Source organism: Feifania hominis (assembly GCF_014384765.1).
GTDB classification, from domain to species: domain Bacteria; phylum Bacillota; class Clostridia; order Oscillospirales; family Feifaniaceae; genus Feifania; species Feifania hominis.
Genome location: NZ_JACRSP010000005.1, coordinates 130014 through 143487 on the forward strand (window position 1 = coordinate 130014; position 13474 = coordinate 143487).

Here is a 13474-nt window from a genome sequence, read left to right on the forward strand (position 1 = left end):
AGTGCACGGGAATCATTTTACCATTCCAGAGGGGGAAAAACAAGCGAAAAGTGCCAAGATTATATTGAAATTGTATCATTGTATTATTTATCGGAAAAAACGGCGTAAAGTTTGGTCATATGGCACAAGGGCCGTATGGCAGCGGCCGCGCTTGATTCCGATGCGTGCCTGCCGCCGCTGCCGGCCGGGCAAAAACAGAGGCCGCCGATTGCTTTGCTGCGGCGGACAGTATGCGACAAGGCGTTTCCCTTTTGCGAAATTTTATGATATGATAATCTTGTATTTTTATCGGCAAAGGAAGTAGAAGCATGGCGACGAAAAAGACCACAACCAAAAAGAGCCCGGCGGGATCGGGCCGCACAAAGACCTCAGCCAGGGGGACTTCTTCGCGCGCACGCACAACGACCCGCACCAAAGAGAAGCCCATCTCGGTCGCGCGCCAGGTCTGGGCGCTGGTCATCATTGCGCTTGCCATTTTCATCGGGGTGAGTCTCTTTTTCGATGTGACGGGCGTCTTCGGCCGGTTCCTCAAGGAGACGCTGCTGGGCCTGTTCGGCGCGGCGGGCTATCTCGCGCCGGTCATCATGATCTACTGCGCCATTGTCAGCGGCGTCTGGGGCAACAAAAAGGGTTCGACGCTCAAGATTGTCGTCGCCTGCTGCCTGGTTGTGGTGGTGTCCGTCGCGGTGCATCTGTTCATCAAAACCGAGATGCCGACCGAGAACATTGTCAAAAGCCTCTTCATCGGCGGCCAGACTGCGAAGACCGGCGGCGTGGTCGGAGGTCTTCTCTACAGCGGCCTTGTCAAGATCTTCGGCGACATCGGCATCGGGTTGATTCTCATTCTGCTCGGGGTGATCGCCTTTGTGGTGCTCTCGGGCGTCACGTTTGAGGAGATTCTCCGCGCCGTCTTCCCGAAAGAGGTCGACACGGACTATGAGGACCCCGAGGCCGACGCCCCCTTTGTGGAGGCACCGGTCAAAGAGCCGGAGCCGGCGCCCGACCGCACCAGCAGCTTTGCCGGCGCGCTCTTCGGCCGCCGCCGGCCGCCGCAGGTGCCGCCCGAGCTCAAAAAGGAATTTGACATCGACGTCAAACTTGATGAAAACGGCGTGCCCGTCAGCACACCGGCGCCTGCCGCCGAACCTGCGCCCGCGGCGCCCGTGTCCCATTTCAGCCCCGACATCGACAGTCTCTTCAATAAAAATAAGGACCTCTTTGCGGACAAGCCCGCCGAACCCGCGCCCGCGGCGCTCGAGCGGGAGGAGCCCCTGCCCGTGCCCGAGCACATGGTCGAGGTGACCAAGAAAGACATCATCAAGGCGCAAAACGAAATTGCCCAGACCATCGAGCAGACGGCGGAGCAAGAGAAGCCCGAGTACAAGTATCCGCCGGTCATTCTGCTCAACAAGGACGCAAAGCAGGGCCGCACCGACTCGGCCGAGGAGCTCAAGCTCAACGCCCAGAAGATCGTCGACACGCTCAAGAGCTTCGGCGTCGAGACCAAGATCGTCGACGTCGCCAAGGGCCCGACGGTCACGCGCTACGAGCTGCAGCCCTCGGCGGGCGTCAAGATCAGCAAGATCACGGGCCTCGCCGACGACATCGCGCTCAACCTCGCGGCGATGGGCGTGCGCATCGAGGCGCCCATCCCCGGCAAGGCCGCCGTCGGCATCGAAGTGCCGAACAAGAACGTCAGCACCGTCTACATCCGCGAGATCATCGAAGCGGCGAGCTTTCGCGACGGCAAGAGCCCGCTGACTTTCGCCCTCGGCAAGAACATCTCGGGCGAGTGCGTCGTCGGCGACATTGCGAAGATGCCCCATGTGCTCATCGCGGGCGCGACGGGCTCGGGCAAGTCGGTGTGCTTGAACTCGCTGATCATCAGCATTCTCTACAAGTCCTCGCCGGAGGAGGTCAAGTTCATCATGGTCGACCCGAAAGTGGTCGAGCTCGGCGCCTACAACGGCATCCCGCACCTGCTCATCCCGGTCGTGACCGACCCGAAAAAGGCGGCGGGCGCGCTGTCGTGGGCTCTCGGCGAGATGGCCAAGCGCTACCAGCTCTTCGCGGAAAAGGGCGTGCGCGACTTAAACGGCTACAACGCCATCGCCGCCGGCGACGACGAGACCGAGCCTCTGCCGCGCATCGTCATCATCATCGATGAGCTCGCCGATCTGATGATGGTCTCGCCGGGCGAGGTGGAGGATTCCATCTGCCGCCTCGCGCAGGCGGCGCGCGCCGCGGGCATGCATCTGGTGGTCGCCACCCAGCGCCCGTCGGTCGACGTCATCACCGGCATCATCAAGGCGAACATCCCCTCGCGCATCGCGTTCTCGGTCTCGTCCCAGGTCGACTCGCGCACCATTCTCGACATGGGCGGCGCCGAGAAGCTGCTCGGGCGCGGCGACATGCTCTACTACCCGGTGGGCGCGGCAAAGCCCGTGCGGCTGCAGGGCTGCTTTGTGCACGACAAGGAGGTCGAGAGCGTCGTCGACTTCATCAAGAAGAACGACACCGTGACCTATGACCAGACCGTCATCGACGAGATCGAGCTCAAGGCCGCGCAGACCAAGGGCGGCCACGGCAAGGGCGGCGGCGCAGACGAGGGCGGCGAGGAGGACGAGATGCTCCAGGCTGCCATCGAGTGCGTGGTCGAGACCGGCATGGCCTCGGTCTCCATGCTCCAGCGCCGGCTCAAGCTCGGCTACGCGCGCGCGGCGCGCATCGTCGACGAGATGGAGGCGCGCGGCATCGTCGGCCCCTACGAGGGCTCGAAGCCCCGGCAGGTGCTCATCACCAAGCTGCAGTGGCAGGAGATGACCATGCGCAAGCTCGACGAGGAGCAGTGAGATGGGGGAATATCTGATTGTCTCGCCCGAGGACATGGCGCGCCGCGGCGTGCAGACGCTTGACTTTGTGTGCATCACGGGCGACGCCTATGTCGACCACCCCTCGTTCGGCACGCCGCTGATCGCGCGCTGGCTCGAGCGCGAGGGGTATGCCGTGGGGCTCATTGCCCAGCCCGACTTTCACTCGACGCGCGACTTCATGCGCCTCGGGCGGCCGAACTATGCCTTTGTGGTGTCGAGCGGCAACATCGACTCGATGGTGGCCCACTACACCGCGGCGAAGAAGCGCCGCTCCGACGACGCCTACACCCCGGGCGGCAGGGCGGGCCGCCGGCCCGACCGCGCGGTGATCGTCTACTGCCAGAAGCTGCGCGAGGCCTATCCCGATGTGCCCATCGTCATCGGCGGCATCGAGGCGTCGCTGCGCCGCTTTGCCCACTACGACTACTGGGACGATGCCGTGCGGCCCTCGATTCTGCTCGAGAGCGGGGCCGATCTTCTCGTCTACGGCATGGGCGAGCTGCAGACCAGCGAGTACGCCCGCCGCTTTGCCGAGGGGCGGCCCGCCTCCAGCATGACCGACATCCCCGGCACGGCCGTCGTGGTCGACCGTCTGCCGAAGAATTTGAAAAACGCCGTCGTCTGCGAGAGCCTTGAAGAGGTGTCCTCCGACAAGGCGGCCTACGCGCGCGCCTGCAAGACCCAGTACGACGAGCAGGACTATGTCACCGGCCGTACCGTCTACCAGCGCCACGGGGACGTCTATGTGCGCCAGAACCCGCCCATGCGCCCGCTGACCCGCGAGGAGTTCGACTCGGTCTACGAGCTGCCCTTTCAGTACTACTACCACCCGAGCTACGAGGCCGAGGGCGGGGTCGCCGCCATCGAGGAGGTGGAGTTTTCCATCATCCACAACCGCGGGTGTTTCGGCACCTGCAACTTCTGCGCGCTGGCGTTTCACCAGGGGCGCACCGTGACCAGCCGCAGCCGCGAGTCGGTGGTGGAGGAGGCGCGCCGCTTCACGCAGAACCCGCGCTTCAAGGGCTATATTCACGATGTCGGAGGGCCGACGGCAAACTTTCGCGTGCCCTCCTGCCAAAAGCAGCTCAAATACGGCGTCTGCAAGGACAGAAAGTGCCTCGCGCCCACGCCCTGCAAGGGCATGAGCGTCACCCACAGCGACTATCTTGAGCTGCTGCGAGAGCTGCGCGCGCTGCCGGGCGTCAAAAAGGTCTTCATCCGCTCGGGAATCCGCTTTGACTACTTGATTCTCGATCCCGACACGACGTTTTTCCGCGAGCTTGTGCAGCACCACATCAGCGGTCAGCTCAAGGTCGCGCCCGAACACATGAGCGACGATGTGCTGCGCGAAATGGGCAAGCCGCCCATTGCCACATTCAATACATTTTGTAAAATGTATAACAAGTTCAATCGGGAGTATAAAAAAGATCAATATCTCGTGCCCTATCTGATGTCCTCCCATCCGGGGTCGACCATGCGCGACGCGATCAAGCTCGCGGTCTATCTCAAGCAGTCGGGTCTGCGCCCGGAGCAGGTGCAGGACTTCTACCCCACGCCGGGCACGATTTCGACCTGTATGTTCTACACAGGGATCAACCCCCTGACCGGCAGGAAGGTGTATGTGCCCCGCTCGCCGCAGGAGAAAGCGGCCCAGCGAGCCATGCTGCAGTTCTTCCGGCCGCAGAATCAGGCGTCGGTGCGCGAGTCGCTGCGCCGCGCCGGGCGGGAGGATCTCATCGGCTTTGGCGCGCAGTGTCTTGTGCCGCCCGAGCCGCGCCGCCGCGCGCACGAGGCGCCGCTCAATCTGCCCGGCCGAGGGGGAAGAGGGCGCGCTGCAAAGGGCCGCGGCCGCCCGCCGCGCGGGCGCCGCTGATTGACACGGCGCGCCGGCGTGTGCTAGAATGAGTAGCGTCACGCGGGCGTGGCGGAATTGGCAGACGCGCCAGACTTAGGATCTGGTGGGCTTCCCGTGCAGGTTCAAGTCCTGTCGCCCGCACCATGATTGGGTGACAAAAAAGATGTCACCCAATTTTTTTCAGTATTCATGTGGGTTTGTGGGCTTAAAGAAAAAACTTTTTAGAAGGTGTAAATCACAATGTCCCAGGTAACAAAACGGGCGTTGGAGCAGTCCCTCAAAAATCTGCTGCTGAAAAAGCCGCTTACAAAAATCACGGTAGGTGACATTACAGAGGATTGCGGAATCAATCGCATGACTTTTTACTATCACTTTAAAGATATATACGATTTGGTCGAATGGTCGTGCCTTGAAGATGCCAAACGGGCGTTAGAGGAAAAGAAAACCTACAATACATGGCAGCAGGGGTTCTTACAAATATTTAAAGCGGTGCAGGAAAACAAACCGTTTATTCTGAATGTTTACCGTTGTGTTCACCGAGAGCAGGTTGAAAAATATCTGCAGCCGCTGGTGGATCAACTGCTTTTGAATGTTATTAACGAGGAGGCAGCCGGGATAACGGTTCGAGACGAAGATAAGCAGTTTATTGCACAGGTTTATTCTTATATGTTTATCGGGCTGATGCTCGACTGGATCAAGGACGATATGCGCGAAGATCCGCAGCAGATTGTGGAAAAGCTATCTAAGCTGATAAAAGGCTCTGTGTCGGTAGCTCTTTCCAGATTCAAACTCTGATTTTATCATTTTAACGGTTTTGATAAAACTTTTTACATTTTCTAGTCCCATGATAAGAATTTTGTCACGGGGCTTTTTTTGTTTATTGTGCCCCTGATGGGAGTAGGTATAATGAAAACAGAAAGAAAAAACAGGAGGTTTTCGTTATGTATTATTCTGCAGGAACTTATGAATCGTTTGCCCATCCCGAGAAACCAAAGGATGTAGATAAGAAATCCGCTTACATTATTGGCACGGGGCTGGCCGGGCTGACCGCTGCTTTCTATCTTGTGCGTGACGGACAGATGAAGGGGGAGCATATCCATCTGCTTGAAAAACTCGAGCTTGCCGGCGGTAGCTGCGACGGACGCAAGGATGTGACAAAAGGCTTCTTCATGCGCGGAGGCCGTGAAATGGATAACCACTTCGAGGTCATGTGGGATACCTTCCGGGATGTGCCTTCCATTGAAACACCAGGGGTTTCGGTACTGGACGAGTATTACTGGCTCAATAAGCACGACCCGAATTATTCTCTTTGCCGTGCTACAGTAAACCGCGGCGAAGACGCCCATACAGACAAGAAGTTTTTACTGGATAAAGACTCGGCGATGGCTTTATCCAAGCTATTCTTAACACAGGAAAAGGATTTGGAAAATAAAAAGATTTCCGATGTGCTCCCCGAATCCTTCTGGAACACAAATTTCTGGCTCTATTGGCAGACGATGTTTGCCTTCCAGCGCTGGTCGAGCGCTTTGGAAATGAAGCGTTACCTTTGCCGCTATGTGCATCATATTGACGGCTTGCCGGATTTCAGCGCCTTGCGTTTCACCAAATACAACCAGTATGAGAGTATGATCCTGCCTCTGGTAAAATATCTGGAGAATCACGGCGTGCAAATTGAGTACGGTATGGACGTAAAAAATGTCATAATCCAAACCGAGGGCGATAGGAAAATTGCAAAGCAGATCCTTTATGTAAAAGACGGTAAGGAGCAGAGCATTGACCTGATTGAGGATGATCTCGTATTCATTACCAACGGTTGCTGCACCGATACTTCCTGTTACGGCGACCAGACCCACGCCCCGGACTTGTCTGCCATTCACAACGGCTGCGGCGAATCGTGGGATATGTGGAAGGCCATCGCCGCCCAAGCCGAGCATGGAGAGTTCGGGAATCCGGATGTCTTCTGCAGCAATATCGATGCCACCAACTGGATGAGTGCAACCGTAGCGACATCCAACGAGGAAATCATCCGGCATATTATGAATGTCTGCAAACGCGACCCACGCTCTGGAAAGGTAACGACCGGCGGTATTGTAACCGTTAAGGACAGCACCAATAACTGGTATCTTTCCTGGACAATCAACCGTCAGCCACAGTTCAAGTCCCAGGATAAGAGCATGGTTTTGGTATGGCTTTATTCGCTCAATACGAATAAAGAGGGCAACTATGTAAAAAAAGCGATGCGTGACTGCACCGGCGAAGAGGTTTGCCGCGAGTGGCTGTACCATATTGGTGTTCCGGCCGATAAAATTGATGCTCTCGCCAAGGAGGCCTGCAATACCACAACCTGCTTTATGCCGTATATCAACGCCTTTTTCCAGCCGAGAAAAGAATCCGATCGCCCGAAGGTAGTGCCGCAGGGCGCTGTGAATTTCGCATTTATCGGTCAATTTGCCGAGACACCGCGGGATACCATTTTCACTACCGAGTATTCCATGCGTACGGGTATGGAGTCTGTCTATACCCTGCTGGATATTGACCGCGGCGTACCGGAGGTTTGGGGCAGCAAATACGATGTGCGTGAAATTCTGCGAGCCTGCTATTATGCCATTGACAAAAAGCCGTTATTAGAGGCGGAACTGCCCTTTGCAGAAAAAGAGTTGTTGAAGCTCGTTATAAAAAAAGTGAAAGGAACCGATTTGGAGCTTTTACTGAAAGACAGCGGTTTAATCAAATAAAAGTATGTGTATCGAGGCCGAAATTTGGAACCCCAAAATGAGACATCCAAATTCCGGCCTCTTTTTCTACGCTGGAAACCCAAGCTTCAGTTCAACTTTTCAGAGCTCCTTTTTCTTGCGGGAATGGGGCATCTAAATCGCAATGTAAAATGAGAATAGACTCATGCCGAACCGGGATTCTCATTTTGAACCGGGTATCTTTTTTGTAACGCAAACCCACGTCGGAGCAAAATCCGCTTTGCGCCTCGGGCAATCGGTTCGTCTGCCGGCGGCACACTTTCGACGCAACCTGGTTTGCGGCCGTGGGAGCGCACTGTTTGAAGAGACCTTGTGAAAAAGTAGTCAAAATAATCTTGCCTGGCGCGCGCTCTATGATATAATAGGCTACAGAGCTGTAATTCTGTTTGAATCAGATTGTGAAACGAACTCTCTGGGAATACCAAAAGAGGCGGCGGAAAAACACAGTCAGTGAATTTGTTCGCGCCATGTTCTGCACAACAGGTGAAGACTTTGACGGACAAGCAGGCCGGCCGCCGTGACCCGCCGGCCGAGCTGAAACCGGTAAAGCTTTCCTGTGCCACATGTCCGCGGCACTTTGGAGTACGATATCAGAGAGACCACGAAAGGAGCGTTACCATGTACTGTACGCGAAACATCACCGAATCCATCCACTGGGTCGGCGGCAGCGACCGCCGCCTGGCGCTGTTTGAAAATCTCTTTCCGATCCCGCGGGGCGTCGCCTACAACTCCTACCTGATTCTCGATGAGAAGACGGCGCTGATCGACACGGTCGACTCCTCGATCACCCGCCAGTTTGTCGAGAACATTCTGCATACGCTCGGCGGCCGCCCGCTCGACTACCTTGTGGTCAACCACATGGAGCCTGACCACTGCGCGAGCATCGAGGAGCTGATGCTGCGCTTCCCGAATCTTCAGATCGTGGGCAACGCCAAGACCTTTGCCCTGATCGGCCAGTTTTACCATCTGCCGCTCGAGGGGCGCACCGTCACGGTCAAAGAGGGCGACACTCTGCCGCTGGGCCGCCACACGCTGTGCTTTACGTTCACGCCCATGGTCCACTGGCCGGAGGTCATGATGACCTATGAGCGCAGCGAGAAGATTCTCTTCTCGGCTGACGCCTTCGGCAGCTTCGGCGCGCTCGGCGGCAACCTGTTCAACGACGAGCTCCACTTTGAGCGCGACTGGCTGCCCGATGCCCGGCGCTACTTTGCCAACATCGTCGGCAAGTACGGCCCCCAGGTGCAGGCGGCGCTCAAGAAGCTTTCGGGGGTCGACATCCGGCTGATCTGCCCGCTGCACGGGCCGGTCTGGCGAAGCGACCTTGCGTGGTTTTTGAACAAATACGACCTCTGGAGCCGCTATGAGCCGGAGGAGCGCGCCGTCGCGCTGTTCTATGGCTCGATGTACGGCGACACCGAGAACGCCGTGAATATTCTCGCGGGTCAGCTCGCGCAGGCCGGTGTGCAGGACATCGCGGTCTACGACGTCTCGAGCACCCATGTCTCGCAGCTTATCGCCGAGATCTTCCGCTGCAGCCATCTGGTGTTCGCCGCGCCCACTTACAACAACGGCGTATATCCCGCCATGGCGAATCTGCTGCACGACATGAAAGCCCTGAATGTGCAGAACCGTACCGTGGGCCTTGTGGAGAACGGTTCGTGGGCGCCCGCCGCCGGCAAGCAGATGGCGGCGATGCTCGGCGAACTCAAGGGCATGCAGATTCTCGAGCCCGTGGTCACGCTCAAGTCGGCGCTCGACGAGCAGAGCCTCGCGGCACTTACACAGCTCGGCGAAAGCCTCGCCGAGAGCCTGCGCGCATAGAAAGACAGAGAGAAAGCGGACCCTGCGGGTCCGCTTCTTATTTTGAAGTGAGCTTTATAAAACGCAGAGAAAGGCCGGTTCAGTCCAAACACCATTTTGCAATCTTTGCAATCAGCTCTGTCGGCAGCGCTTTGCGATAGGGAAAGTAGATTGCATTTTTCTCTGTGACAAAACCGTCTAATTCGCAGGCAAATGCTTCAATGGCTTCAGCCCCTGCATAAAAACTGATGTGGTTTTTGCAGGCGGAAAAAGAGACGGACTTTCCCTCTTTTTCATAATACGGCATACTCCACAAGATGCGTTCATTGATAGATGGGGCGCTGCTTTGCAATGTGGTCATCATTTCTGTCAAATGGGAATGTGCTTCCGGCGGCTGCAAAGCGATGTATTCCAATACAGTCTCAGGCGCTTTTCCGCAATAGTGTCCCTGATTTGTTCTTTTAAACGCTCTTTTGCATTTGGGGCATATCCACATATATTATTGCCGCCTCCTCTGTTGCATTGATTCATTTTAATATTTGTCCCGATTCGGCCATGTGTCACTGCTAAAAAGCTATGAAAGAAAGGCCCGAACAGTTTAAGGCAATCTGCATTGAAAAAATACAGAGAGATATCGTATAGTTGAGTAAAGAGAGCTTAAGAGCTTTTGCATCTATATAGAATGTATTTGGCAAAGGGGTGTGATGAAATGCAGATCATTGACAGGCTTTTGGAAGCACCGTGTTACATCATGGATTTTCTTCCTCGACAGACTCCAAAGGATGGGAGCGGACAATTTTTTAAAGTAGAAAACTATTTGCTCAACCATTACGGGCGCTATGGGTTGAGAGAAAGATACACTCGTGTTATTTTGAAAGCAATGTGCTATTATCCAGTATCCGTTCATTGGGGCGGATGGATTGAACAGCCTTTGCCTGACCAGATGGCGGAAATCATTGACACCATTATGGAAAATCATTCAGGCGATATGAATATGCTATTCACAAGTAAAAATGCCCTGCTTCAATTTGGATGGGATTGCCTGAATATAAGCATTTATAATCCAGACGAAGAAATGTGTATCCTGTTTGAGCGAATCGCTGCCTCAGAGGGATTGTTTTGGCGAAAATCAGAATAAGCTGGTGAATCTGCCACTAAACCGGCACGTACAGCCCAGAGGAGCAAGGTTGACATATGCCTTGCTCCTTTTCCTGCGCCAATGTTGATCTGGCAGAGTTTTTTCCGTGCGGCTTCGGGTTGACATAGGAGCGTTCCATCATAAAAAATGGCTGCAGACTAAACAGTCGGCCGCATAGGGCGTGCCCTCTGACAGAGACTGCATTTTATGAAACTTCGCTTTGCCGGTGTAAAAATCCTGCGTGCAGCAGCAGCGTCGGGTCCATGCCGCTGCCGGAGAGAGCGGCGCCGGTCCGGCGCGGGCCGCGCAGCCGTCAGTCCATGATGCTGTCTGCCACGAGCTGCGCCCACTGCTCGAGCGCAAGAGAGCTGCCGCCGGACTGATAGAAGAGCACATGCACAACGACGCAGCCGTCCTGTATCACAACCGTCGGAAAGTGCAGCCCGGTGTAGTAGGCCGTCGCATAGTCCGCGCCGAGATCGAGCGGGCCGATCAGCTCAAAGCCCTTTTCGCGGCTGTCAATGCGGCGGTACTCGTGCGCGAGCCGCCGGGCGAGCCAGGGGCTCGCCGCCTCGTGGTAGTCGACATAGAGCCCGCCGTCCAGCAGAACGCTGCCGTCTGCGCCGGTGATCTGCGCGTGCTCGCCGTAGTCGAAATTGCGCGGGGCGAGCAGATCCGACCACTCCTTGACGCAGTTGAAGTTGAGACTCATGCCGCGCATGGTCATACGGTAGCCGACGCCGTCGGGGCCGGCAAAATCACGCAGGGTGGCAAAGGGAAACTCGCCCGCATAGTCCTCGAGCGGAATTTTATCCCCATTCATGACGTCGACGCTCCACCCGCGCAGCAGAAGAGCGGCAAACAGAACAATCAGCGCGAGCTGCAGCGCGTTTTTTGCATGGTAGCGGCCGGCTCTCTTCGGGCGGCTGTCTGCCGTCTCCCAGCCGCCGCTTCGAAGCTTCTTCTGCAGCCGGCGAAGAGAGAGAAAGGCCGCCAGGGAATCGGCGAACATCCACACGGCGAGCAGTGCCCCCAGAAGAAAAAACCAGGTTTTCACATTGATCATGGTGAGAAACAGCCCGCCGCGCAGCATGAGAAGCGGATAGACGATCAGCCAGAACAGAATCGAGAGAACCGAGCCCGCCTGGCGCTTTTTCACGCTCTCCAACGCCAGCGCCTGCACCAGGGGATCGGTGTTCAGCTCCCGCGCGCCGGGCTCAAACGTGCGGTAGATGTAAAAGCCCCCGCGCCGCGCCACATAGCTCCAGGCGTATTTCTCGCCCAGCTCCACCGCCTGCAAGTCCGGCTCGCCGCCGTCGTCCGCCCACATGCTCGTGCTCTTCTGGGCGGCCTCGAGGCGGTATCGAGCGGGGCGGGGCTCGCCGCACTCAAAGACCGCCACACCGGCGAAAAAGCCATCCCGGGCCAGAAAGAACCCGCGGCCCGCCATGTCACAAAGCCAGCTCTCCATGCCCTCGACATCATAGGCGGGGCAGGGGGGCAGGCAGTATTTTCGCCGTCTCTTCTCGTCTGCCATCTTCAACCCTCCGACAGGCCGGCAGCCTCGGCGTCGGCAACACACTGCCGCAGACGCGCGAGCTCCTCGCGGTAGGCCGCCGCGCCTTTCTGTGTGATGCAATAGGTGCGCCGCCTGCCGTCGACCTCAATTTCCCGAATGTATTTTTCCCGCTCGAATTTGGCGAGAATGGTGTACAGCGTCGCCGGCCCGATTTTGAGCCGGCCGCCGGTGTGCCGGTCGATGTAATCGGCAACATCCGTTCCGCACATGTCGTGCTGGCGAAAGGCCATGAGCACATAGAACATGGATTCCGTGAGCACTTCCATCGCCCTGCGCGGCATGGGAATCCCCCCTGTAGGTGATATCGTATTATGATATCATTTTATGATATTATAAACCAAAAGGTGTGTCCTGTCAAGCCGCCGCCGAAGACGGCCGCGCAAAGCGGGCGTCGGTGGGCTTCCAGGGCGACAAGAACAGCAAATGACAAACTGTCGTTTCAAAAGCGCCCCCGGGAGGGAGCTTTTTTTATCTGTTCGTCAAACAGGGTAAGACAGGTGTAAGATACAGCCGGATGGCAAACACTAGGGAAAAAGAGAAACGGAGGGCCCTTATGAACCAAAAGGAATATCCGCCCGAGGTGCAGAGCTTTCTCGAGCATTTGCGCGCCATGGAGCGCAGCGAGAGCACCATTGAAAAGTACCGCAGAGACATTCAACTGTTTTACCAGCATCTGCCGCAGGGCGGGCAGATCACGAGAGAAGCCACTGCCGCGTTCAAGAGCGCGCTCTGCGCGCACCGGGCAGCTGCCACCGTAAACTCCATGCTGGTGGCGCTCAACGGCTATCTCACCTACATCGGCAGACCCGATTGTCGGGTGAAGCTGCTGCGGCGCCAGCGCAGACTCTTTCGCGAACAGAGCCGGGAACTGACGCGCGGGGAGTACGAGCGGCTGCTCGCAGCGGCCGCCCATGCCGGGCGCGAGAGGCTCGGGCTTTTGCTGCAGGCCATCTGCGCCACAGGCGTGCGCGTGGGCGAGGTGAAGTATCTCACGGTGGAAGCTGCGCGCGCCGGAAAGGCTGAGATTGCGCTCAAGGGCAAGGTGCGCACCATTTTGCTGCCCGGCAAGCTCTCGCGCAAGCTTCTGCGGTATGCCGCGGGACAAAAAATCGCCTCGGGCGAGATCTTTCTCACCCGAGGCGGTCGAAGTCTTTCCCGCAAGCTGATCTGGGCCGAGATGAAGCGCCTGTGCAGCCGTGCGGGGGTGGAGCCGTCCAAGGTATTTCCGCACAACCTGCGCCATCTGTTCGCGCGCTGTTTCTACCAGTCCTGCCGCGACATCGTCCGGCTCGCGGATGTACTGGGTCACTCCAGCGTGGAGACCACGCGCATCTACCTTGTCTCAACCGGTGCGGAGCACGAGAGAACGCTCGACCGGCTCAGACTGATCTCATAGACAAAATCAGAATTTTGTCCACTTCCATAGCAGAATACATAGAAAATCCATTTTTGTGACACCTCTAGATTACCATG

General features: G+C 57.0%; 10 protein-coding genes and 1 tRNA gene. 8 read left to right on the plus strand and 3 right to left on the minus strand.

From position 1 onward, the window contains the following. The first annotated feature begins 308 nt into the window (after positions 1-308). The 6 genes from H8695_RS10740 to H8695_RS10765 all read left to right on the plus strand — a co-directional run bounded on the left by H8695_RS10740 (position 309) and on the right by H8695_RS10765 (position 9305). The gene (locus tag H8695_RS10740) at positions 309-2852 is read left to right on the plus strand and encodes an FtsK/SpoIIIE family DNA translocase (RefSeq protein WP_249301517.1); all 2544 of its coding nucleotides are present in this window, start codon (positions 309-311) and stop codon (positions 2850-2852) included. A gap of 1 nt (position 2853) precedes the next feature. Next, complete coding sequence (locus H8695_RS10745) at positions 2854-4746, plus strand: YgiQ family radical SAM protein (protein ID WP_249301519.1); 1893 nt, start codon at positions 2854-2856, stop codon at positions 4744-4746. Between the two features lie 42 nt (positions 4747-4788). Then, a tRNA-Leu gene (locus H8695_RS10750) sits at positions 4789-4872 on the plus strand. Positions 4873-4968: 96 nt separating this feature from the next. Further along, the gene (locus H8695_RS10755; protein WP_249301521.1) at positions 4969-5523 is read left to right on the plus strand and encodes a TetR-like C-terminal domain-containing protein; all 555 of its coding nucleotides are present in this window, start codon (positions 4969-4971) and stop codon (positions 5521-5523) included. A 146-nt stretch (positions 5524-5669) separates the two neighbouring features. After that, the gene (locus tag H8695_RS10760; protein ID WP_249301526.1) at positions 5670-7463 is read left to right on the plus strand and encodes an oleate hydratase; all 1794 of its coding nucleotides are present in this window, start codon (positions 5670-5672) and stop codon (positions 7461-7463) included. Between the two features lie 636 nt (positions 7464-8099). After that, positions 8100-9305, plus strand: coding sequence for an FprA family A-type flavoprotein (locus H8695_RS10765; RefSeq protein WP_249301529.1), 1206 nt, complete (start codon positions 8100-8102; stop codon positions 9303-9305). A 79-nt stretch (positions 9306-9384) separates the two neighbouring features. Here H8695_RS10765 and H8695_RS10770 read toward each other — a convergent pair whose 3' ends face one another. Beyond that, positions 9385-9699 carry an iron chaperone gene (locus tag H8695_RS10770; protein WP_249301530.1) on the minus strand — a complete coding sequence of 105 codons (315 nt, stop codon included), beginning with the start codon at positions 9697-9699 and terminating at the stop codon, positions 9385-9387. A 294-nt stretch (positions 9700-9993) separates the two neighbouring features. On the opposite strand from H8695_RS10770, the gene H8695_RS10775 reads away from it, so the two are divergent. Beyond that, positions 9994-10422 carry a hypothetical protein gene (locus tag H8695_RS10775; RefSeq protein WP_249301532.1) on the plus strand — a complete coding sequence of 143 codons (429 nt, stop codon included), beginning with the start codon at positions 9994-9996 and terminating at the stop codon, positions 10420-10422. A gap of 313 nt (positions 10423-10735) precedes the next feature. Here H8695_RS10775 and H8695_RS10780 read toward each other — a convergent pair whose 3' ends face one another. Continuing rightward, positions 10736-11959, minus strand: coding sequence for a DUF2812 domain-containing protein (locus H8695_RS10780; RefSeq protein WP_249301534.1), 1224 nt, complete (start codon positions 11957-11959; stop codon positions 10736-10738). Positions 11960-11961: 2 nt separating this feature from the next. Next, entirely contained in the window at positions 11962-12282 is a 321-nt protein-coding gene (locus H8695_RS10785; protein ID WP_249301537.1) for a PadR family transcriptional regulator, read from the minus strand. Positions 12283-12554: 272 nt separating this feature from the next. Between H8695_RS10785 and H8695_RS10790 the strand changes: the two genes are divergently transcribed. Further along, positions 12555-13397, plus strand: coding sequence for a tyrosine-type recombinase/integrase (locus tag H8695_RS10790; protein ID WP_249301540.1), 843 nt, complete (start codon positions 12555-12557; stop codon positions 13395-13397). Positions 13398-13474: the final 77 nt, after the last annotated feature.